Raw genomic sequence first — 21245 nt, forward strand, 5'->3', positions numbered from 1 at the left:
GGGCGGGGCGCGCCCGTCCGGCGCATCCCGCCCGCCCGGCGCATCCCGCCCGCACCGACCGACCACACCTCAGGAGCAGCCCATGGGAAGCCTCCTCCTCGAGCACGAGATGCTCTGGAGCGCCTTCACGACCACGCTGACGCTGGCCGTGGTCTCCGGCATCATCGCGCTCGTCGGCGGGACGCTGATCGCGGCGATGCGCGTCTCCCCCTACGCCCCGCTGCGTGCCGTCGCCGTCGCGTACACCGAGTTCCTGCGCAACACCCCGCTGACGATCGTCTTCTTCTTCTACGTCTTCGTGACCCCGTCGATGGGCTTCATCTTCGACTACAAGCTCGCAGCGATCATCGCCCTGAGCTGCTACACCTCTGCCTTCGTCGCCGAGGCCGTACGCTCGGGCATCAACTCCGTCGCGATCGGGCAGGCCGAGGCGGCCCGCTCCCTCGGCATGTCGTTCCGCCAGAACCTCACGATCGTCGTGCTCCCCCAGGCGTTCCGCACGGCGGTGCCGCCGCTGATCAACGTGTTCATCGCTCTGGTGAAGAACACCTCGGTCGCCGGCGCCTTCAGCGTCTTCGAGCTGTTCGCCATGTCCCGACGGCTCACCAACGTGCATTCGGGCGACGTGCTGGGCATCCTGCTCGGCGTCGCCCTGTGCTATCTGATCATCTGCATCCCGCTGGGCCAGGTCGCGGGGCGCCTCGAGCGGAAGGTGGCGTTCGCCCGATGAGCACCAGCGGACCCGTCCTCTACGACGTCGCCGGCCCCGAGGAGAAGCGTCGCGAGCGGATCATCTCGGTGGTGCTGGGCGTCGTCATCCTCGGCGTCGCCGGCGGCATCGCCTACCGGCTGCACCTCAACGGCGTCTTCGACGATCGCTGGATGGTGCTGGTCGACGTCCCGCCGAACTTCGCCGGCTACGAGACCAAGCACGTCTGGGCGGCGGTGTTCCGCGGCCTCGGGAACACGCTCCTCGCGGCGGTGATCTCGCTGCCGCTGGCCGCGCTGCTCGCCGTGCTGCTGGTGTCGCTGCGCGCCTCGCCCTACCGGGCCGTGCGCTGGACGACGACCGCGCTGATCGAGATCTTCCGCGGGCTGCCCGTCGTGCTCATGATGTTCTTCGCGATCCTCATGCTCCCCGGATCCACGGCCCTGACCGCCGTCGTGTTCGGCCTCGTGATCTACAACGGCGCCGTGTTCGCCGAGATCCTCCGTGCCGGCATCGCTGCCCTGCCCAAGGGCCAGACGGAGGCCGCCGAGTCCGTGGGCATGGGACCGTTCCTGATCTATCGCGACATCCAGCTGCCGCAGGCGGTCCGCATGATGCTCCCATCGCTGATCGCGCAGGGCGTCGTGCTCGTGAAGGACTCCTCGCTCGGCTACATCGTCAGCTATGCGGAGCTGCTGCGCTCCATCAGCCGCGTCGCCGACGCGCTCACCAACGCCGACTACCTGCTGCCGCTGCTGACCGTCGGCGCCGCCGTCTACATCACGCTGAACATCACGCTGTCCCGTGTCGCGGTGCGCCTCCAGCGGCGGAGCGGGCATCGGCGCGCGGCACGCGTCGTCGGCACACCGCCGGTCGCGGACTGAGGCGACGGTCGCGGGCCGGGCGGCGGCCGCAGACCGGGCGTCAACCGCGGGCCGGGCGACCGCCGCAGCAGAGCGACGGAGCTCGCCGGCTCAGCCGTCGGCTCGAGCGCCGGATCAGTCGCCGCGGGCGGCGTCGCGCAGCTCGCTGGAGATGACGCGGACCGCGAGGCTACCCGGATAGCCCTTGCGCGTGAGCATCGCATCCAGGCGCCGCGAGAGCCGACGACGGTGGGAGCCGTCGCGGTCATCGCGCAGCTGCTCGCGATCCCGGTCGCGCAACCGCGATCGGACCAGCTCCCGGCATCGGCTCTCCTCGCCGTCGTCGCCGTCCTCGTCGACCGCGAGCGCCTCGGCGATGACGTCGTCGGCGACCTCGCGCTGCTCGAGCTCGCGGCGCAGGGCCTCGTCCGAGAGGGAGCGGAGCCGGCGCCGCTGACGCACCCACTCCCCCGCGAACGCGGGATCGTCGATCAGGCCGGAGCGGTCGATCCGCGCCATGACCTCGTGAGCGATGTCGGCAGGGACCTCGCGGCGCCGCAGGGCCTGACGCATCTCCCCTGCGGACCGCTGCCGGTTCGCGAGGAGCCGCATCAGATAGCGGCATTCGTGGACGACGGCCTTCTCGCGCTCCGCGACCGCCGGGTCCGGGCGCGAGGGAGCGCGCTCCACGATCTGCTGCGCGGAGCGCTCGAGATGCTCGAGCAGCGCCGCGCGCGGGAGCTCATGCACGGGCACGGCGCCCGCGCTCCGAGGAGAGCGGGCGCCGTGGCCGAGGTCGTCGTCAGCGATCACGGATCAGATCGCGGCCGGCACGTCCTCGTCGAGGAGATCGTCCTCGAGGACGTCCTCTCCCTCCGGGGCGGCCTGCTCGGCGGCGTACTTGCCCACCCCGAGGGTGCGCAGGATCTTCTCCTCGATCTCGGCGGCGAGATCCGTGTTGTCCTTGAGGAACTGGCGGGCGTTCTCCTTGCCCTGCCCCAGCTGATCGCCCTCGTAGGTGAACCAGGCGCCCGACTTGCGGATCACGCCGTGCTCGACGCCGAGGTCGATCAGGCCGCCCTCGCGGGAGATCCCCTCGCCGTACAGGATGTCGAACTCGGCCTGCTTGAAGGGCGGAGCCATCTTGTTCTTGACGACCTTGACGCGAGTGCGGTTGCCGACGGAGTCGGAGCCGGCCTTCAGCGTCTCGATGCGACGGATGTCCATGCGCACCGAGGCGTAGAACTTCAGCGCCTTGCCGCCGGTCGTGGTCTCGGGGCTGCCGAAGAACACGCCGATCTTCTCGCGCAGCTGGTTGATGAAGATCGCCGTGGTGCCCGACGCCGAGAGCGCACCGGTCAGCTTGCGCAGGGCCTGCGACATGAGGCGCGCCTGGAGGCCGACGTGGGAGTCGCCCATCTCGCCCTCGATCTCGGCCTTCGGGACCAGCGCGGCCACGGAGTCGATGACGACGATGTCGAGGGCGCCCGAGCGGATCAGCATGTCGGTGATCTCGAGCGCCTGCTCACCGGTGTCGGGCTGGGAGACCAGCAGGGCATCCGTGTCCACGCCGAGCTTCTTGGCGTACTCGGGGTCCAGGGCGTGCTCGGCATCGATGAACGCGGCGATGCCGCCGTTGCGCTGGGCGTTGGCCACCGCATGCAGCGCGACCGTCGTCTTGCCCGAGGACTCCGGACCGTAGATCTCGATGATGCGCCCGCGCGGCAGACCGCCGATGCCGAGGGCCGCGTCCAGGGCGACGGAGCCCGTGGGGATGACCTCGATCGGGGGACGCGTATCGTCCCCGAGGCGCATGATCGACCCCTTGCCGAACTGGCGATCGATCTGGGCGAGTGCGGCGTCGAGGGAGCTGGCGCGCTCCTTCGGGGGATTCTTAGCCATGGGGTTCGTTCCTTCCAGGTGGCCGGTGCGGCCGACGAGTTGACCTTGCGGCCACAGTAGGCGGCCCGACCGACATCCGTTCCTCCGCCGCGGCCGCTGTGCATGACCGAGCATTGGGGAGGAGCAGTGATGGACGGAGCCCGTCGACGACGAGCATACCCGAACAGGCGTTCGAACATCGGCGATCGTCGCGTCATCGCGGCGTGTCGCGGCGCACCGGTCAGCGGCGGCGCAGCTCGGCGGGGATCTCCCAGCGGGAGCTCTCGGGCACGTCCATGGCATCGCACAGGGCGACCCAGATGCTGCGCACCGGGCGCCCGTGCTCGAGGGCCTGGTCGGCCGTCAGGCCGCCGAGCTCCTCGAGCACGAGGTCGCGCCGGTGGGCGAGGGCGAGAGCCGGGCCGAACACGTGGTCGGCCAGCTCCGCGAACTCGCTCCTGCGCATATCAGCGCGCGCCCACCAGCGGGCCCGCGCCATCGGCGAGGCCCTCGGGGATCGTGTCGGGCACCGACACGCCCTCGACCAGGGCGATCCGGTCGGAGACCTCCCGCAGGACGTAGGACAGCGGAAGGCCCAGCGCCTCGGTGACGGACAGCAGCAGCTCGCTGGAGGCTTCCTTCTGGCCTCGCTCGATCTCGCTGAGATAGCCCAGGGACACCCGGGCATCGGAAGACACCTGCCTCAGCGTGCGCCCCTGAGTACGGCGCGCATCACGGAGGACGTCCCCCAGCTCCTGTCGGAACAGGACCATGGCCTTGCCTCCCTTCCTCTGGTGGTTCACGCTCAGCACCGGTCGGTGACTGTTCATCGGCATCATCACAGCGGTCACAACGCGGATGGGGCCGCGAGTGTTCCCCGCAGTGTAGTGGGACGTGACCCACGACTCCTGGGAACCGTTCACATGCGCGACATGTTCGTGATCCGTTGTCCGCCGCGGGAGGCGAGCGGGGCCCCGACCGGTCCGGGCAGCCAGCCCTAGAGCGCGCTCGGGGCGTCGGCGCGCAGGGCGGCGAGGAGCTCGCGGACGGCGGCGTCGACGGCGCTCGCGCGCACCTGCTCGCGCGAGCCGGCGAGGGACAGCCGGCGGGAGCGGACCGCCCCGCCCCGCCGTGCCAGGCCGATCCAGACCGTCCCCTCGGGGACGCCGCGCTCGTCCGGTCCGGGGCCCGCCACGCCGGTGGTGGAGACCGCGAGGTCCGCGTCATAGAGGGCGAGGGCGCCGCGCGCCATCGCCTCGGCGACGGAGGAGGTCACCGCGCCCGTGCGCTCGAGCTCGTCGGCGTCCACGCCGAGCACCCGGTGCTTGGCCGCGTAGGAGTAGCAGGCGGCGCCGCCGGCGACGGCGGCGCTCGCACCCGGGACGTCCACGAGGCGCGCGACGACGGCTCCCGCCGTCAGGGACTCGGCGGTCGCGAGCATCCATCCGCGCTCGCGAGCGGCCGCGACGACCTCAGCTGGGTCCGCGACCATCCGATCGGGCATCCGGTCGGGCATCCCTTCGAGCATCCGATCAGGCATCCGCGCCGGCGGCGAGCGCCTCGCGGCGCAGACGCAGACCGTCCTTGAGGTTCACGAGGCCCGACCAGATCGTCAGGATGAAGGCGATCGTCACGAGGCCGACGCCGATCCAGCGCGCCGGCGACCACCACAGCTCGAAGGGGATCAGGCAGAAGGTGATCGCGATCGACTGCATCATCGTCTTCGCCTTGCCCGCCATGTTCGCCGGGAGCGCCCCGTACTTGAGGATCGTGAAGCGCATGATCGTGATGCCGAACTCGCGCACGAGGATCAGGATCGTCATCCACCAGGGGATGTAGTCCCACACCGAGAGCATGATGAAGGCGGCGCCGGTGATGGCCTTGTCGGCGATCGGGTCGACGATCTTGCCGAAGTCGGTGATGAGGTTGCGGCTGCGGGCCAGGTAGCCGTCGAGGAAGTCCGTGATCATGGCGACCACGAAGATCGCGGCGACGACGAGGCGGCCGCCCTCGGACTCCGGGTACATCGCGGCGACCACGATGAACACGGGCACCATGACGCAGCGCGCCATCGTCAGGATGTTCGCGATGTTCCACAGCGGCACCGGCGGTGCGGCCTGCGTGTCATGGGGGGCGTTCATGCCTCTCCTCGGTCTCCTTCGTCGTCCGCGCGCTCCGCGCGGGATCCGTGCTGGGGGGCAGGCCCGGTCAGCGACCGGTCAGCTGCCAGGCGTCCTCGCCGTCCTCGTCGGAGTCGGCGTCGTCGTAGTAGTCGGTGGCGATCTCGGGATCGTCGTGCGAGAGCGGGTCCCCGCTGTAGCGGTCGTCGTCCCCGGCGCCGAGGCCGTCGGGGTCCGACGCGCCCGTCGGGGCCCCGTCGGCGGAGGCTCCCCCGCCGGACGCGGGCGTCGCGGGGACGTCCTCGCCGCGGATGCGGGCGAGCGCACCGGCGAGGTCGTCGGGACCCACCAGCACGTCGCGGGCCTTCGACCCCTCGGAGGGGCCGACGATCTCCCGGGACTCGAGCAGATCCATCAGGCGCCCGGCCTTCGCGAAGCCCACGCGGAGCTTGCGCTGGAGCATCGAGGTCGAGCCGAACTGCGTGGTGACCACGAGCTCGGCCGCGCGCAGCAGCACGTCGAGATCGTCGCCGATGTCGTCGTCGATCTGCTTCTTGGCGGCGGCGACGGTGACGTCCTCGCGGTACGTCGGCTTCATCTGCTGCTTGACGTGGTCGACGACCTTGTGGATCTCCGACTCGTTGACCCAGGCGCCCTGGACGCGCATCGGCTTGGCCTTGCCCATCGGATGGAACAGGGCGTCGCCCTGGCCGATGAGCTTCTCCGCGCCGGGCGAGTCGAGGATGACCCGCGAGTCCTGCAGGGAGGAGGTCGCGAAGGCGAGGCGGCTGGGCACGTTGGCCTTGATGATGCCGGTGACGACGTCCACCGACGGGCGCTGCGTCGCGAGGATCAGATGGATGCCGGCGGCACGGGCCAGCTGCGTGATGCGCTGGATCGAGGCCTCGACGTCGCGCGGGGCGACCATCATGAGGTCCGCGAGCTCGTCGACGACGACCAGCAGGTACGGGTACGGGGCGATGCGCCGCTCGCTGCCGGGCGGCGGGGTCACCTCTCCGGCGCGCACGGCCTTGTTGAAGTCGTCGATGTGCTTGTACCCGAAGGCCGCGAGGTCGTCGTAGCGGGAGTCCATCTCGCGCACGACCCACTCGAGGGCCTCGGCGGCCTTCTTCGGGTTCGTGATGATCGGCGTGATCAGATGCGGGATGCCCTCGTAGATCGTGAGCTCCACGCGCTTGGGGTCGACCAGCACCATGCGCACCTCCTCGGGGGTGGCGCGCATCAGGATCGAGGTGATCATCGAGTTCACGAAGCTCGACTTGCCGGCGCCGGTGGCGCCCGCGACGAGCAGGTGCGGCATCTTGGCGAGGTTCGCGACGACGTAGCCGCCCTCGACGTCCTTGCCGACGCCCATCACCATCGGGTGCTCGTTGCGGCGGGCGACGGAGCTGCGCAGCACGTCGCCGAGCGCGACGGTCTCGCGGTCGACGTTGGGGATCTCGATGCCGATGGCCTTCTTGCCGGGGATCGGCGAGAGGATGCGCACGTCGGCGGAGGCGACGGCGTAGGCGATGTTCTTGTCGAGCGCCGTGACCTTCTCGACCTTGGTGCCCGGGGCCAGCTCCACCTCGTAGCGGGTCACCGTCGGGCCGCGGGAGAAGCCGACGACCTCGGCGTTGACCTTGAACTGCTCGAAGACCTCGCCGAGCGCCTCGACGACGCGGTCGTTGGCCTCGGAGCGGGACTTCGCCGGCGGCCCCTCCAGCAGGTAGGACGACTCCGGGAGGGTGTAGACGATGTCCCCGGCGAGCTCCAGCTGCTCGCCCGCGCGGGGCAGGTCCCCCATGGGCGGGAGGATCAGCTCGGCGTCCTCCTCCGGCTCGGCGGCGGGGACCGACGCCGAGGGGATCGCCGTCGTCCGTCCCGGGCGCGCGGGCTTCGCGGCACCCTTCCCCGCGGGCATCGGCGCCGTCGGGGCCGGGGCGGAGGCCGCCGCCGCGGGGGCGTCGTCGCCGCCGGGGAAGGTCTTCGCCCGCTGGTTCTCGTCGTCGATCGCGCTGAGGGCCACCGTCGGCTCGTCGGTCCCCGGGGCTGCGACGTCGGCCTTCTTCCGGGTGCGACGCTTGCGCGGCGCCTTCGCTCCGACCGCCTCGTCGTCGACGCCCTGCTCGAAGGCCTCGTCGCCGGCGTAGCCGAAGCCGTCGTGGTCGCGCTCGGCCTCGAGCAGCTCCGCCTCCTTCTCCTTGCGGCTGCGGCGGCGGGAGCGGGCGGGCTGCGCCGTGGTCGCCTGCTCGTGCAGGGCGGGGTCGCGACGCCGCGGAGACAGGCCGAAGGCGACGCGCTCGGCGTCCTCCTCCTCGCTGTGGCCGACCATGACCCGGTACAGCGCCTGCAGGCGCGAGGGGATGGACTCGACCGGGGTCGCCGTCAGCACGAGGATCCCGAAGACGATGACCAGCGAGTGGATCACCACCACGGCGACCGGCGGCAGCAGCGCGACGAGCGGCGCCGAGGCGAAGTAGCCGAGCACTCCGCCGCCGCGAGCGAGCGCGTCGATGCCGTCGGCGGGGGCCGGGAGCTTCGCCGACACCGAGGAGATCGCCGAGATCGCCGTCAGCAACAGGGCGATGCCGATCGCGATGCGCGTGTTGGCGTGCACCTGGTCGGGACGACGGAACATCCGCATCGCCCACCCGGCGGCGAGCAGCGGGATCACCATCGAGGCGAGGCCGAAGGTGCCGGCGACCACCGTGTGGACCGCGCCGAGCACGCCCGCCGTCGCCTGCCACCACTCGACGATCGCGACGAGCACGCCGATCAGGAGCAGGAACAGGGCGTAGCCGTCGCGCCTCAGCTCGGGTGCGACCTCCCAGCGGGCGACGCCGATCGAGCGCACCAGGCCGCCGACCATCCGGGCGATCGCCAGATAGCCGGAGCGCACTGCGCGCACCGGGAGTGGGAGCGTCGAGGGGTCGTCGGCCGCGGAGCCGGTCGTGCGGGAGGTTCCGGCGGACGCGCTCCGAGACGAGCCTTTCGACGCACGTGCGGGGGAAGACGTACGTGTCGCCATGGGCACCAATGTACCGCCCCGGGCCGACGGGCCCGGGAGGCGAGGCGGCGCAGGAGCCGCTCAGACCTCGATCACGACGGGGATGATCATCGGTCGGCGACGCAGCCGCTGGGACGCATAGCGGCCGATGACCCGGCGCATGACCTGCTGCAGCTGGTAGGTGTCGCGGCGGTTGGACTGGTCCGCGACCGCCTGCTCGAGAGCCTTGACGATCTCCGGACGGATCCTCTCGAAGACCGCGTCGTCCTCCGCGACGCCGCGGGCATGGATCTCCGGACCCGCGATGAGCGCGCCCGTCTCGGAGTTCACGACCGCGAAGAGGGAGATGAACCCCTCATCGCCGAGGATGCGGCGATCCTTCAGATCGGCCTCCGAGATCTCGCCGACGCTCGATCCGTCCACGTAGACGTAGCCGTTGGGGATCTCCCCGACGACACGGGCCTCGCCGTCCTTCAGATCGACCACCTGGCCGTCGCGGGCGAGGACCACCCGCTCGGCCGGGACGCCGGTCGCCTCGGCGATGCGCCCGTTGGCGATGAGGTGGCGGATCTCGCCGTGGATCGGCATGACATTGCGGGGCCGCACGATGTTGTAGCAGTACAGCAGCTCTCCGGCGCTCGCGTGACCGGAGGTGTGGACCTTCGCGGTGCCCTTGTGGATCACCTCGGCGCCGAGCGCCAGGAGCCCGTTGACGACGCGGAACACCGCGTTCTCGTTCCCGGGGATGAGCGAGGAGGCGAGGATGACGACATCGCCCGGTCCCACGCTGACGCGGTGGTCGCGGTTGGCGATCCGGCCGAGGGCCGCCATGGGCTCCCCCTGGCTGCCGGTGCACATGAGCACCACCCGCTCGTCGGGCAGGTCGTCGAGATGCTTGACGTCCACGAGGACGCCGTCGGGCACGTGCAGATAGCCCATGTCGGCGGCGATGGTCATGTTGCGCACCATCGAGCGGCCGACGAAGGCGACCTGGCGGCCGTGCGCGGCCGCGGCGTCGAGCACCTGCTGCACCCGGTGGACGTGGCTGGAGAAGGACGCCACGACGATCCGCTTCCGCGCACGGGCGAAGATGCCGTCGAGGACGGGCCCGATCTCCTGCTCGCCGACGGTGAAGCCGGGGACCTCCGCGTTGGTGGAGTCCGTCATGAACAGATCCACCCCGGCCTCGCCGAGGCGGGCGAAGGCGCGCAGGTCCGTGATGCGCCCGTCCAGCGGGAGCTGATCCATCTTGAAGTCGCCCGTGTGCAGCACGGTGCCGCCCGCGGTCGAGATGTGGACCGCGAGCGCGTCGGGGATCGAATGGTTGACCGCCACGAACTCGCAGTCGAAGGGGCCGAAGGACTCCTTCTGCCCCTCGGCGACGGCGAGGGTGAACGGCCGGATGCGGTGCTCGCGCAGCTTCGCCTCGACGAAGGCGAGGGTCAGCTGGCTGCCGACGAGCGGGATGTCCGGCTTCATGCGCAGCAGGTAGGGCACCGCTCCGATGTGGTCCTCGTGCCCATGGGTGAGGACGATCGCGGCGATGTCGTCGAGGCGGTCGGCGATCAGATCGAAGTCCGGGAGGATGAGGTCCACCCCGGGCTGCGCGTCCTCGGGGAACAGCACGCCGCAGTCGACGACCAGCAGGCGCCCGTCGATCTCGAAGACCGTCATGTTGCGGCCGACGTCCCCGAGCCCGCCCAGCGGGACGATCCGCAGCGTGCCCGGCTCGAGGGCCGGCGCCTCACTGCGATGCTCGGAGAACACGGAGCTCATCAGGGCCTCCGGGAGGGATCCAGGGCGGGCACGCCCTCTGCGACGGCGAGCGCGTCGGCGAGAGCGCGCAGCTGCTCGTCGTCGGCGGCGAGCTGCGGAGCACGGACCGCGGCGTGCGGGAGGACGCCCTGGAGGTAGAGCGCGGCCTTCGCCGCGACGGCGCCGGGGAGGCCGCCCATGACGGCGTCGACCAGCGGTGCGAGGCGCGCGTTGGCGGCGCGGGCGGTCGCGAGGTCCCCGCGGTCCACCGCGTCCAGCATCTCCTTCTCGAGATCGCCGGCGACATGCCCGACGACCGAGACCAGTCCGGCGGCGCCGAGGGCGAGCCAGGGCAGGTTCAGCGCGTCCTCGCCGCAGTAGTAGGCGAGGTCCGTCGCGGACATGATCCGCGTGGACTGCAGCAGATCGCCCTTGGCGTCCTTCACCGCGAGCACCCGCTCGTGCTCGGCGATCCGCAGGATCGTGTCCTCGGAGAGCGGCACGCCGGTGCGGCCGGGGATGTCGTAGAGCATCACCGGCAGGTCCGTCGCGTCGGCGACCGTGCGCAGGTGCGCGAGGATCCCCGCCTGCGACGGCTTCGAGTAGTAGGGGGTGACCACGAGCAGGCCGTCGATCGGGAGGTCCGCATGGGCGCGGGCGAGCTCGACGGTCCGCGCAGTGTCGTAGGTGCCGACGCCCGCCACCAGGGTCACGTCCTGCCCGACGGCCTCGCGGACCGTGCAGACCAGCGCGATCTTCTCGTCGAGGGAGACGGTCGGCGCCTCGCCCGTGGTGCCCGAGAGGACCAGGAGGTCGTTGCCGTGCTCGACGAGGTGGACGGCGAGCGCGGCCGAGGCCGCGAGGTCGATGCCGGAGGCGTCCTCCGTCAGCGGCGTGACCATCGCGGTCCCCACAGCGCCGAAGGGACGCACAGCACTCGTGTACGGGCTGGTCATGGACTCCTCCTGGGAAGTTTCGAGGTCACCGGGCAGGGCGCCCGTCGTCGGCACCGCGGCCGTGCGCGCCGACGGCGGGGGTCGGTCCGCTGCCGTGCCGGCTCCCGACCCCTGAGAGTAGTCGAGCGCCGGCGCGCTTCACGACCGCGACGCCGGACCGAGGTCCACGAGCACGGCCATCGGGGTGCGCTGGCGGCCCTGGCCCAGCGGGTTGTCCGCGAAGGTGCCCTCGAGCACGTCATCGGGAGTGCTCACGTCCGAGCCCAGCACGTTGCGGCCGATGTCGTTCGCGTCCATGACGACGGTGCCGACGAAGGCGTCGCGCAGCGCCGCGGGGATGTCGGCTCCGCGGATCGCGGCCGACAGCCGGGCGGCCACCTCGTCCGGGTCCTTCGGGGGGAGCTTCGCCGAGACGTTCGAGGGGAAGGCCGAGTACGGCGTCGGTCCGTCGATCGCGCGCACGTTCGCGCCCACGACCTCGTAGAACAGGCCCTTCTTGCCCACGACCTTGCCGGCGGCGCCCGCCGCGGAGGCCGCGACCACGCGCGGCAGGCCGACCTCGCGGATGGCCAGCTCCATGGTGGTCGGGTCGCCCAGCCCGATGCCGGCCGGCGTGCGGGTCACGAAGCGGCTGAGGATCTTCGCCGAGCGGCGCGGCTGGATCTCCCAGGTGAACCAGGAGCGCCCCTGCGTGATCGCGACGATCTTCTCGCTGATCACGTAGTGCCAGCTCGCGCCGGCCGGAATCGCGTCCTCCGGGAGGGAGGCGGCGAAGGCCTCGACGCGCTCGCGGACGATCGCCTCGAGGTCGTCGCCGCGGCCGACGAGCGGGGTCTGCAGCGGGAAGCGCCGCCAGCTGCGCCCGTCGACGGGAGAGACGAGGTCGAGCTCCTTGCCGGGGTTGGCGACGTAGTCGCTCTTGGCGGCGTCCTCGTCGGCCGCTCCGTCGGCGGCGTCGGTCCCGTCGGCCGCGAGGGCGGAGGCGCCGTCGGCCTCCGCCGCAGCACCCGCCGCGGCGATCGTCGCAGCGGCGCCCGGGCGCAGCCCGGTGCCGTGCGGGTCGAAGAACTCGCGCATCCACAGCTCGACGTTCAGCAGACGCCAGAACATCAGCGTCCCGTGGTTGTCGGGGTTCTCGACGTAGTCCTCGAACAGGGCCACCACGCTGCGCGCGTCGAAGTAGGGGCGCGCGGCGAAGGTGTCGGAGCGGAAGATCTCCAGCAGTGACGGCGCGAGGCGGCGGAACCACTCGCTCTCCGGCGTCGTGAAGCCGATCTTGTTGCGGCGCTTGGAGATCATGTCGGGGAGGATCCCGTCCATGGACTCGCGCAGGATCCGCTTGTTCCAGCCGTCGTGGATGATCGCGGCCTCGTCGAGCGAGAACAGGAACTTCAGCAGCTCCTTGTCGACGAAGGGCACGCGCCCCTCGATGCTGAAGCGCATCGTGTTCTTGTCCTCGTAGCGCAGCAGCGAGGGCAGCGAGGAGCGGAACGTGTCCTCGAGCAGCCGCTCCTTGAGGTCGTCCTGCACGCTGGAGACCTTCTCCCCCGCATGCGCGGAGACGAAGGCGTTGTCCAGCAGCGCCTCCATCGGCACCGAGGCGCGCCCGGAGTACTTGACCTTGGCGAGCTTGCGGAGGATGTCGCGCGAGCCGGCGACCTCGCTCGCGAGCTCCGTGAAGCGCTTCTGGCGGCGCAGCTGGCGCAGGTACACGTAGAAGTACGGGTTGTAGCCGGCCATCATCTCGTCGGCGCCCTGGCCGTCGAGCAGGACGGTCACGTGCTTGCTGGCCTCCCGCATCACCGCGTACTGGGCGTAGGGGCCGGTCGAGATGATCGGCTCCTCCTGCGTGCGCACGAAGTCGACGAGGTCCTCGAGGAAGGCGTCCGGATTCGGGTGGATCTTGTGGGCGGTGATCTGGCCCTGGTAGTCGTCCAGGAGCGCGTCGACGTAGGCCTCTTCGTCGTTGCGGGAGTTCGGGAACACCGCCGAGAAGGTGTTCTGGCGGGTGCCGACGGCGCCGAAGCTGTCGTCATCCGGCTGCTCGCGGAGATGACGGGCGATGACGGCGGCGACCGCGGAGGAGTCCAGCCCGCCCGAGAGCGAGGTGCCGACGGGGACCTCGGACTGGAGGCGGAGGCGCACGGACTCCTGGAAGCGCTCGCGGTACTCGTCCACGACCGCGGGGGTGAGCGCCCGGCCGGGGCGCGCGGCGATCTCGCGCAGCTCCTCCTGCAGGCGCGTGAAGGAGGAGATCTCCGTGCCCTCCGGGCCGATGACGAGGACCTGGCCCGGCATGAGGCGGCGCACGCCCGCGAAGAAGGTCTGCTCGTCGTCGTCCTGGACGCGGAACTTCAGGTAGCGGTAGACGGCGCGATCGTCGGGCGCCGGCGTGAAGCGCTCGGAGGCCACCAGCGCCCGGATCTCGGAGCCGAAGAGGACCTGGCCGGTCTCCTCGTCGATCCGGTAGTACAGCGGCTTGATGCCGAAGTGATCGCGGGCGATCGTCAGGGTGTCCGTCTCGGCGTCGTGGACGGCGAAGGCGAACATGCCGTTGAAGCGGTCGTAGGCGGCGCTCCCCCACTCGGCGTGGGCGTGCAGCAGCACCTCGGTGTCGGAGACCGTGTGGAAGGCATGCCCCAGGGACTCGAGCTCGGTGCGCAGGTCGAGATAGTTGTAGACCTCGCCGTTGTACACGATCGTGTAGCGGCCGTCGTCCGTGGTCATCGGCTGGGCGCCGTGCTCGCGGTCGATGATCGACAGGCGACGGTGCGCGAGGCCCGCGGAGCCGACGACGGCGATCCCCTCGCCGTCCGGGCCACGATGGGCCAGTGCGTCGTTCATCCGACGGGCGATGCCCTCGGTTTCGGCGCCGAAGCCATAGCTGCCGGAGATACCGCACATGGGCGAGTCCTTTCGAAGGGGACGGCTCCGATCCGGGGACGCCGGGATCGGCCGCCCGAGCCTATCAACGGTGGAGGCGCTCCCGGGACGGGACGGGGCGTCCGGGGGCGGCCGACGGCGCGGGGCTCAGCCGCCGCGGCGGGCGAGGACGAGGTCCTCGCCGTCGACGGACACCTGCACGTCGTCCAGCGACGTCAGCAGCGCGTCCGCGAGCGGGGAGAGCATCGAGGCCGGAGTGGTGGACGTCACGGCGATCGTGCGGCTGCCGGCGGCGACGCCGGCCTGCAGACCGCCGACGGAGTCCTCGACGACCAGGCACTGCTCCGGCGAGAGGCCCAGACGCTCGGCGCCCAGCCGGTACGCCTCCGGATCGGGCTTGCCGCGCGTCACCTGGTCGGCGGTGACGACGCCCGCGGGCATCCGCAGGCCCGTCCGCGCCCAGCGCGCCTCGAAGAGGGGGCGGGTGCAGGAGGTGACGATCGTCCACGTCTCCCGGCCCAGCACCTCGGATGCACGATCGAGCTCCTCGAGGAGCCGCTGCGTGCCCGGCAGGGTCACGATCCCTGCGACGTCCGCGAGCTCGAGCTCGACGATGCGACGATGCGCCTGCTCCAGGCCCTCCTCGTCGAGCGACGGGACCGCCTCGGCGAGGATCTGCCGCGCGGGCCGACCGTGCATCTCGTGGCCGAAGGTCAGGTCGGTGCCCAGCTCGCGGAGCAGGGCGTTCCAGCAGCGCTCGACCGCGGGGCCGGAGTCCACCAGGGTCCCGTCCATGTCGAGGAGCAGCGCACGCGTGCGCATCGGCAGGGTGTCCGAAGGGACCTCGTTCGGCGTCATGCCCTTACGGTCTCACATTCCCCGCAGGCCCCGCCGTTCCCGCATCGGCCCTGGTGACCGTACAGTGGGATGCATCATGACCCCCGCTCCACCCCGACCGGGCGGCCCGTCCGCGTCCGCACCAGGGCCCTCCCCCGTGCCCTCCTCGTCATCGTCCTCCGCGCCGTCCTCCGGGCCGTCCTCCGCACCCGACGACGAGGTGCGCCGGCTCCGGCGCACCGGCCTCTCGATCGGCATCGCGACCGGTCTCTACGGCATCTCCTTCGGCGCCCTCGCCACGGCCTCGGGGCTCGATCTGTGGCAGGCCGTCGTGCTGTCCGCCCTCATGTTCACCGGCGGCAGCCAATTCGCCTTCGTCGGCGTCATCGGAGGGGGCGGCGGCGCTCTCGGCGCCGCGGCCGCCGCACTGCTGCTGGGCGTGCGCAACACCCTCTACGGGCTGACCCTCGCCCCCGTGCTGCCCCGGGGCGGCTGGCGCGGTGCGGTCCGCGCGCAGCTGACCATCGACGAGTCCGCCGCCAATGCCGCCTCCGGCACGACGACCGAGGGACGGCGCGCCGGGTTCTGGTCCGCGGGGATCGGCGTCTACATCTTCTGGAACCTGTTCACCGTGATCGGCGCCCTGGCCGGCCAGCACATCGCCGATCCCGGCGCCTGGGGCCTGGACGCGGCCGCCGCAGCCGCCTTCCTCGCGCTGCTGTGGCCCCGGCTGCGGAGAGCCGATGCCGTCGCGATCGCCGTCGCCGCCGCCTTCGTCGCACTGATCGCCACCCCGGTCCTGCCCCCGGGCCTGCCCGTGCTGGCCGCGGCGCTGGTCGCCGTCCTGGCCGGGCTCCTCCCCCGGCTCCCCCGACACGAGGAGACGACCCCATGAGCCTGCTGTGGATCGCCGTGATCGCCGCCTCGGCAGGATCCTTCGTGCAGAAGTGGATCGGCTACCAGATGCCTCCCGATGTGCTCGAACGACCGCGGATCGCCCGCATCACCACGTTCCTGCCGATCGTGCTGCTGGGCGCGCTGGTCGCCGTCCAGGGCGCGACCTCTGGGCAGACCATCGCCCTCGACGCCCGGCTGGCGGGCCTCGTCGTCGCCGCGCTGCTGCTGCTCGCCCGGGCGCCGTTCCTCGTCGTCGTCCTCGCCGCGGCAGCGGTCGCCGCCGGGCTGAGAGCCCTCGGCTGGGGCTGAGCCCCGAGGCGGCCGACGACGAGCCCGGCCGTCGACGAGCCCGGCCGTCGACGGTCGGGCTGTCTGCGCCTCGCCCCCTCGCTCTCAGCTCCGGGAGACGTCGATCGCCCGCCGGGTCGCCATCCTCGCGTTCCGCCGATCGCGCAGCGCGTCATAGGCGAGGGCCAGTCGGAACCACGCCTGCCAGTCCCCTTCGCGCCCGTCCTCGATCGCTGCTCTCGCCGCCTCGAACTCGGCGCGCTCCGCGGCCTTCGGCTCCGCGGCCGCGGGTCCCGCGCCGTCGGCGGCGGCCGACGGCGCATCCGGCCGGTAGATCCTCGCCAGTCGACCGGCCGCGATGCCGAACAGGACCTCCCGCCAGGTGACCCAGACGGTCAGGATCAGCAGCGCGGCGACCGCCGCCGCGAGGCCCCAGCCGATGAGGCCACCCGCCCGGGAGAAGCCCCAGGCGATCCAGCCGAGGCCCCACGCGTAGGCCGCGGTGATCAGCAGCAGGACCAGGACGAGGATCCTCTGGCGCATGCGACCGCGCCTCAGCCCAGGTCCATGTAGCCGTCGAGCCCGATCGTCAGGCCCGGATGGGACGCGACCTCGCGGACCCCCAGCAGCACGCCCGGCATGAAGCTGATGCGGTCGAAGGAGTCGTGACGCAGGACGAACTGCTCGCCGACGCCGCCGAACTGCACGACCTCGTGGGCGACCAGCCCCCGCTGCCGGACGGCGTGCACGTGCACGCCGTCGACGACGGCGCCGCGGGCGCCCAGCGGATCCTTCTCGGTCGCATCGGGCACCGGACCGAGCCCGCCGGCGGCCCGGCCGCGCGCGATCGCCGCCGCGGTGTGGGCGGCGGTCCCCGAGGGGGCGTCGAGCTTGTCCGGGTGATGCATCTCGATGATCTCGGCGCTCTCGTAGTAGCGCGCGGCGATCTCGGCGAAGCGCATCGCCAGCACCGCCCCGATCGCGAAGTTCGGAGCGATGAGGACGCCGACGCCCGCTGCGCCGGCCAGCTGCTCCCTCAGTGCTGTCAGGCCCTCCTCGTCCCAGCCCGTGGTGCCGACGACGGCGTGGATCCCGTGGTCGACGAGGAAGGCCACGTTGTCGCGGGTGACCGCGGGGACCGTGAGGTCGACCGCGACCTGCGCACCGGCGTCGACCACGGCGGAGAGGTCGTCGCCGCGGCCGATGCGGGCCACCAGCTCGAGATCCTCGGCGGCCTCGACGGCCGCGCAGGCCTGCGAGCCCATGCGGCCGCCGGCGCCGATCACGGCGACCTTGAGGGGGGAGGGGTGGGCGGCGGAGGAGGCGGCGGAGGGCGAGGACTGGCTCATGGTTGCTCCTGGTTCTGGAGTGGTCGGCGGTCGGTCGCGGAGAAGGCGTGCTGGTCGTCCGGCGGGCGATGCGTCGGCCGATGCATCGGGCGGTGCATCAGGCGTCGGGGCCGACGTCGACCCGCGTGGAGAAGGAGGAGGAGAGACGGGCGGCGAGCTCGCGGACCTCGTCGGGCGTCACCGCGGCGATGCGCGCGAGGGTCTCGTCGACGCTCGAGTATCTCCCGTGGACGAGCTCGATCGTGCCGAAGCGTCCCATCCGGCTGGAGGTGTCCTCGAGGCCCAGCGCGAAGGAGCCCGTGATCTGGCCGAGCGCACGACGCATCTCGTCCGCGTCGACGCCCTCCTCCCCCATCGTCATGAGCTCCTGCGCGAGCAGGCCGACGACCTCGTCGGTGCGCGAGGGCCGACAGGCCGCGTACATGCCGAACAGGCCCGCGTCGCGGTAGGCCGCGCTGAACGAGTACACCGAGTACGCCAGGCCCCGCTTCTCGCGGACGTTCTGGAACAGGCGCGAGGACATGCCGCCGCCGAGGATCGACATGAGCACGGACAGCACGTGGCGGTCCCCGCTCACGGCGCTCAGGCCGGTGCCGCCGAGGTAGATGTGGTTCTGCTCCGCCGGCCGCGTGAGCCGGTGCGGGACGATCGCCGCGGCCGACGCGCCGTCCACCGCCGCGCGAGCCCCGATCCCGGCGTGCGCCGCGCGCGAACGGCGCGCGGGCAGCGCCCCCGGTTCGAGGGACCAGCCGCCGCGGGCGAGCCCCTCCAGCAGGAGCCGGGCCAGCTCGTCGTGGTCGATGTCGCCGACGGCGGTCACCAGCAGGTTGTCGGGGCGATAGTGCTCCTGGAAGTGGGCGCGCACCTGCTCGATCCCCAGCGCGGACACGGTCTCCACGGTGCCGCCGACGGGACGGCCGATCGCCGTGTCCGGCCCCAGGACGTCGGCCAGGAAGGTCTCGTAGCCGATGTCCCCGGGATCGTCCTCCGCCATGGCGAGCTCCTCGAGGATGACCTCGCGCTCGGTCACGAGCGCCTCCTCCTCGAGGCGGCTCGCCGTGATCATGTCCGTCAGGACGTCGATCGCCATGGGCACGTCGGCCGAGCGCACCCGGCCGTAGTAGAGCGTGTGCTCCTTCGCGGTGACGGCGTTGGAATCGCCGCCGACCTCGTCGAAGGCCGCAGCGATGTCCATCGCGGACCGTCGCTGCGTCCCCTTGAACAGCAGGTGCTCGAGGAAGTGGGTGGATCCGGCGTGCTCGGGCCGCTCATCGCGCGAGCCGACCGGGAGCCACAGGCCGAGGGTCGCGCTGCGCACGCTGCGGTCGACCTGGGTCAGCAGGCGGACGCCTCCGGGCAGCACGCTGCGCCGCACCCCGGCGGCGGGGTCGAGCAGCACATCGGAGACAGGATCGTCGTAGGAGAGGTCGAGAGGCATCGATCGATTGTTCCACGGCCGTGCGGCCCCGGCCGCGCGTTTCGTCACCGGCGGAACCGCTGTGCAGGGCCGCAGGGCCGCGGGGACGCAGCGCCGCAGGGCCTCAGGAGCCCTCGGCCTCCTGGCGGGCCTTCTCGATGTTCTCGCGGGAGCCGAAGAGGGTCGCCTTGCCCAGCGTGAAGCTCACGTCATCGCTCTCGGAGACGACGACGATCTTCAGCCGCAGCACGTCCTCGACGGGGATCGACACGTCCAGCGTCTTCCCCAGGTCCGGCACGGCGTACGCGTCGTACTTGACGTCGTCCAGGTAGATCTCGACGGTCCGCGCGTCCTGCCCGGACGGATCGGTGTCCGCGCGTCCGAGCGTGAAGGTGAAGGTGTCGAAGCGCCGCGCGAGGTTGAACGCCGCCTCCGGGCTGTCATCGCTGTAGTACCGGTTCTCGATGACCAGGGAGTCGCCGTACGGGGTCCCGTTCATCGTGACGGTCTCGAAGTCGCCCTCCTTGCCCCAGTCGGCGAGGTCGATCTGCGCGGCGGCGGAGAGCGGCATCGAGGACTGGGCGCGGGCGACGGTGAGCGTCACCTCGTCGCCGATCGCCTCCCCGGCCTCGGGGACGGTGCTCTGCACCCGTCCGGCCTGGGTGCCGTCCTCCGTCAGCTCCTCCTCCACGACGACCTCCACGTCGTCCGGCAGCGCCTGCCGGGCGCGGGCCTCGTTCTGCCCCACGAGGTCGGGCATCGTCGCGACCTCCTCGGCGCTCGGCGAGGCGGAGGTCGTCGCGGCCTGCGCCGCCTCCGAGGTCTCCTCCGCCGACGTCGCAGCGGTCTCCGCGACGGGCTCCGTGCCGGCCTCCGAGGACTCCGGATCGGTCGTCCCCTCGGATGCGGAGCCGCTCGCGAACGCGGCATCCCCGTCGGAGGTCAGACGCAGATAGGCGTAGCCTCCGCCGATGCCCACCAGGGCCACGACGACCACCAGGGCCGCGGCCACGAGCTTCCAGCGGCCGCGCCGTCCCGTCGGCGGCTCGGGCGGGAGCGGCGCCGTCGGCCCCGTGGCGCCCAGCGCCCCGCCCCCGGCTGTCCCGGCACCCGCCGCCGCTGCGGCGGCCCGGGCGGCGGCCGCCGCCTCATCGTCGCGCACGCGCGTGGCATCCGCATCGGGTCCGACGGCCGCGAGCGGCACCGGGGCCGGCGGCGCCGTCAGCGGCCGCAGCGCCGGAACCGGGGCCAGGGCGGGCAGGAGGCGGGTCAGCTCCGCCTCGGTCTCGGCCATGGTGGGACGCCGTGCAGGGTCCTTGGCCATCATCGCGTCCAGGAGGTGCCAGAGCCCGTCGTGCAGGCCCTCGGGCCGACCGGGCGCCATCTCCTGATGCATCCGCATCACGTCCAGGACGCCGCCGCGGAAGGGGACGGTGCCGCACAGCACCTCGTAGAGGAGCACGCCGAGCGAGTAGACGTCCGAGGCCGGGGTGATGCCGCGCCCGCGGATCTGCTCCGGCGACATGTAGGCGCTGGTCCCCGCCTGCACGGTGAGGCTGTTGTCCTCGCCGTCCTCGCAGATGCGCGCGACGCCGAAGTCGGCGACCGCAGGGCGCGGGGGCGACACCGTCTCGTCCAGCAGGATGTTCGCGGGCTTCAGATCCCGGTGGACGATCCCCGCCGCATGCACCGCCTGCATCCCGCGGGCGATCGCTCCGCCGAGGCGCGCGACCTCGCCGGCGGGAAGGGTGCCGACGGTCCGTCGCACGACCGCGAGATCCCGCCCGCGCACGAGCTCCATCACGATCGCCAGGGTGCTGCCCTCGACCACCATGTCGAGCACCTTCACCACATGCGGGCTCCGGACCGCGAGCATCGCCGTGCGCTCGCCGACGAAGCGCGGCACCAGCTCCCGATCCTCCGTCAGCTGCGAGCGGAGGATCTTGACGGCGACCTCGTCGCCCTCGAGGGTCCGCGCGCGGAAGACGTCGCCCATGCCCCCGGAGCCCATGCGCTCCCCGAGCACGTAGCGGCTGCCGAGCGGTCGATCGTTCATAGCGTCCTCACGGGTCCTCGGCGGGGCGGGCGGACTGGTCTCGCGCCGCATGAGCATCGAGCCCGGTGGAGACGGGCCGGATCGCCGCCCACCCCGAGCGGGGACAGTCTAGCCAGCGCCCATCCCGTCGGCGGGCCGCTCCGGACTCCGGACGCGAGAGCGCCCCGGCGGGGGCATCGCAGGATGCCGCCCGCCGGGGCGCTGGTCGCGGTGCGCAGGACGCG

19 protein-coding genes are annotated in these 21245 nt (G+C 72.0%); 4 read left to right on the top strand and 15 right to left on the bottom strand.

Annotated features, from left to right (window positions below; genetic code table 11):
* The first annotated feature begins 82 nt into the window (after positions 1-82).
* The gene (locus ACXET9_RS01370; protein ID WP_457884151.1) at positions 83-730 is read left to right on the top strand and encodes an amino acid ABC transporter permease; all 648 of its coding nucleotides are present in this window, start codon (positions 83-85) and stop codon (positions 728-730) included.
* Complete coding sequence (locus tag ACXET9_RS01375) at positions 727-1593, top strand: amino acid ABC transporter permease (RefSeq protein ID WP_457884153.1); 867 nt, start codon at positions 727-729, stop codon at positions 1591-1593. Before ACXET9_RS01370 ends, ACXET9_RS01375 begins: the two co-directional genes overlap by 4 nt.
* Positions 1594-1707: 114 nt before the next feature.
* Here ACXET9_RS01375 and ACXET9_RS01380 read toward each other — a convergent pair whose 3' ends face one another.
* From ACXET9_RS01380 to ACXET9_RS01430, 11 genes are all read right to left on the bottom strand, one after another.
* On the bottom strand, positions 1708-2385 hold the full coding sequence (locus ACXET9_RS01380) for a regulatory protein RecX (RefSeq protein WP_457884155.1): 678 nt from the start codon (positions 2383-2385) through the stop codon (positions 1708-1710).
* 3 nt (positions 2386-2388) lie between these two features.
* Complete coding sequence (gene recA / locus ACXET9_RS01385; protein ID WP_457884157.1) at positions 2389-3474, bottom strand: recombinase RecA; 1086 nt, start codon at positions 3472-3474, stop codon at positions 2389-2391.
* Between the two features lie 220 nt (positions 3475-3694).
* The gene (locus ACXET9_RS01390; protein WP_457884158.1) at positions 3695-3919 is read right to left on the bottom strand and encodes a DUF3046 domain-containing protein; all 225 of its coding nucleotides are present in this window, start codon (positions 3917-3919) and stop codon (positions 3695-3697) included.
* Position 3920: 1 nt separating this feature from the next.
* Positions 3921-4226 (bottom strand): helix-turn-helix domain-containing protein, encoded by a 306-nt coding sequence (locus ACXET9_RS01395; RefSeq protein ID WP_457884969.1) that lies wholly within the window; start codon positions 4224-4226, stop codon positions 3921-3923.
* Positions 4227-4450: 224 nt separating this feature from the next.
* On the bottom strand, positions 4451-4969 hold the full coding sequence (locus ACXET9_RS01400) for a CinA family protein (protein ID WP_457884159.1): 519 nt from the start codon (positions 4967-4969) through the stop codon (positions 4451-4453).
* 16 nt (positions 4970-4985) lie between these two features.
* On the bottom strand, positions 4986-5594 hold the full coding sequence (pgsA, locus tag ACXET9_RS01405; RefSeq protein WP_457884161.1) for a CDP-diacylglycerol--glycerol-3-phosphate 3-phosphatidyltransferase: 609 nt from the start codon (positions 5592-5594) through the stop codon (positions 4986-4988).
* A gap of 67 nt (positions 5595-5661) precedes the next feature.
* Positions 5662-8484 carry a DNA translocase FtsK 4TM domain-containing protein gene (locus ACXET9_RS01410; RefSeq protein WP_457884163.1) on the bottom strand — a complete coding sequence of 941 codons (2823 nt, stop codon included), beginning with the start codon at positions 8482-8484 and terminating at the stop codon, positions 5662-5664.
* A gap of 180 nt (positions 8485-8664) precedes the next feature.
* A complete protein-coding gene (locus ACXET9_RS01415) occupies positions 8665-10359 on the bottom strand; it encodes a ribonuclease J (protein ID WP_457884165.1) in 1695 nt (564 codons plus the stop codon).
* Positions 10359-11294, bottom strand: coding sequence for a 4-hydroxy-tetrahydrodipicolinate synthase (gene dapA, locus ACXET9_RS01420; protein WP_457884167.1), 936 nt, complete (start codon positions 11292-11294; stop codon positions 10359-10361). Before dapA ends, ACXET9_RS01415 begins: the two co-directional genes overlap by 1 nt.
* A gap of 138 nt (positions 11295-11432) precedes the next feature.
* Positions 11433-14198 (bottom strand): asparagine synthase (glutamine-hydrolyzing), encoded by a 2766-nt coding sequence (gene asnB, locus ACXET9_RS01425; RefSeq protein ID WP_457884169.1) that lies wholly within the window; start codon positions 14196-14198, stop codon positions 11433-11435.
* 126 nt (positions 14199-14324) lie between these two features.
* Entirely contained in the window at positions 14325-15035 is a 711-nt protein-coding gene (locus tag ACXET9_RS01430; protein ID WP_457884170.1) for an HAD-IA family hydrolase, read from the bottom strand.
* 136 nt (positions 15036-15171) lie between these two features.
* Here ACXET9_RS01430 and ACXET9_RS01435 point away from each other — a divergent pair, with 136 nt between their 5' ends.
* Together ACXET9_RS01435 and ACXET9_RS01440 are read left to right on the top strand one after the other, a co-directional pair.
* Entirely contained in the window at positions 15172-15909 is a 738-nt protein-coding gene (locus tag ACXET9_RS01435; RefSeq protein ID WP_457884172.1) for an AzlC family ABC transporter permease, read from the top strand.
* Positions 15906-16220, top strand: coding sequence for an AzlD domain-containing protein (locus tag ACXET9_RS01440; RefSeq protein WP_457884174.1), 315 nt, complete (start codon positions 15906-15908; stop codon positions 16218-16220). The genes ACXET9_RS01435 and ACXET9_RS01440 overlap by 4 nt, the downstream gene beginning before the upstream one ends.
* A gap of 84 nt (positions 16221-16304) precedes the next feature.
* On the opposite strand, the gene ACXET9_RS01445 is transcribed toward ACXET9_RS01440, so the two are convergent.
* The 4 genes from ACXET9_RS01445 to ACXET9_RS01460 form a co-directional block, all read right to left on the bottom strand.
* A complete protein-coding gene (locus ACXET9_RS01445) occupies positions 16305-16742 on the bottom strand; it encodes a hypothetical protein (RefSeq protein WP_457884176.1) in 438 nt (145 codons plus the stop codon).
* 11 nt (positions 16743-16753) lie between these two features.
* Positions 16754-17548: a 4-hydroxy-tetrahydrodipicolinate reductase gene (dapB, locus tag ACXET9_RS01450; RefSeq protein ID WP_457884178.1), complete on the bottom strand. Its 795-nt coding sequence runs from the start codon at positions 17546-17548 to the stop codon at positions 16754-16756.
* A gap of 97 nt (positions 17549-17645) precedes the next feature.
* Positions 17646-18986 (bottom strand): M16 family metallopeptidase, encoded by a 1341-nt coding sequence (locus tag ACXET9_RS01455; protein ID WP_457884180.1) that lies wholly within the window; start codon positions 18984-18986, stop codon positions 17646-17648.
* Positions 18987-19089: 103 nt separating this feature from the next.
* Entirely contained in the window at positions 19090-21021 is a 1932-nt protein-coding gene (locus tag ACXET9_RS01460; protein ID WP_457884181.1) for a protein kinase domain-containing protein, read from the bottom strand.
* Between the last annotated feature and the right edge of the window lie 224 nt (positions 21022-21245).

The organism is Brachybacterium netajii (SeqCode) (assembly GCF_054114245.1).

What these genes read in the sequence shown, in the direction of transcription:
- ACXET9_RS01370 (WP_457884151.1), top strand. Translation starts at nt 83, where the DNA reads ATGGGAAGCCTCCTCCTCGAGCACGAGATGCTCTGGAGCGCCTTCACG.
- ACXET9_RS01375 (WP_457884153.1), top strand. Translation starts at nt 727, where the DNA reads ATGAGCACCAGCGGACCCGTCCTCTACGACGTCGCCGGCCCCGAGGAG.
- recA (WP_457884157.1), bottom strand. Translation starts at nt 3,474, where the DNA reads ATGGCTAAGAATCCCCCGAAGGAGCGCGCCAGCTCCCTCGACGCCGCA.
- ACXET9_RS01390 (WP_457884158.1), bottom strand. Translation starts at nt 3,919, where the DNA reads ATGCGCAGGAGCGAGTTCGCGGAGCTGGCCGACCACGTGTTCGGCCCG.
- ACXET9_RS01395 (WP_457884969.1), bottom strand. Translation starts at nt 4,226, where the DNA reads ATGGTCCTGTTCCGACAGGAGCTGGGGGACGTCCTCCGTGATGCGCGC.
- ACXET9_RS01400 (WP_457884159.1), bottom strand. Translation starts at nt 4,969, where the DNA reads ATGCCCGACCGGATGCCCGATCGGATGGTCGCGGACCCAGCTGAGGTC.
- pgsA (WP_457884161.1), bottom strand. Translation starts at nt 5,594, where the DNA reads ATGAACGCCCCCCATGACACGCAGGCCGCACCGCCGGTGCCGCTGTGG.
- ACXET9_RS01415 (WP_457884165.1), bottom strand. Translation starts at nt 10,359, where the DNA reads ATGAGCTCCGTGTTCTCCGAGCATCGCAGTGAGGCGCCGGCCCTCGAG.
- dapA (WP_457884167.1), bottom strand. Translation starts at nt 11,294, where the DNA reads ATGACCAGCCCGTACACGAGTGCTGTGCGTCCCTTCGGCGCTGTGGGG.
- asnB (WP_457884169.1), bottom strand. Translation starts at nt 14,198, where the DNA reads ATGTGCGGTATCTCCGGCAGCTATGGCTTCGGCGCCGAAACCGAGGGC.
- ACXET9_RS01430 (WP_457884170.1), bottom strand. Translation starts at nt 15,035, where the DNA reads ATGACGCCGAACGAGGTCCCTTCGGACACCCTGCCGATGCGCACGCGT.
- ACXET9_RS01440 (WP_457884174.1), top strand. Translation starts at nt 15,906, where the DNA reads ATGAGCCTGCTGTGGATCGCCGTGATCGCCGCCTCGGCAGGATCCTTC.
- ACXET9_RS01445 (WP_457884176.1), bottom strand. Translation starts at nt 16,742, where the DNA reads ATGCGCCAGAGGATCCTCGTCCTGGTCCTGCTGCTGATCACCGCGGCC.
- dapB (WP_457884178.1), bottom strand. Translation starts at nt 17,548, where the DNA reads ATGAGCCAGTCCTCGCCCTCCGCCGCCTCCTCCGCCGCCCACCCCTCC.
- ACXET9_RS01455 (WP_457884180.1), bottom strand. Translation starts at nt 18,986, where the DNA reads ATGCCTCTCGACCTCTCCTACGACGATCCTGTCTCCGATGTGCTGCTC.
- ACXET9_RS01460 (WP_457884181.1), bottom strand. Translation starts at nt 21,021, where the DNA reads ATGAACGATCGACCGCTCGGCAGCCGCTACGTGCTCGGGGAGCGCATG.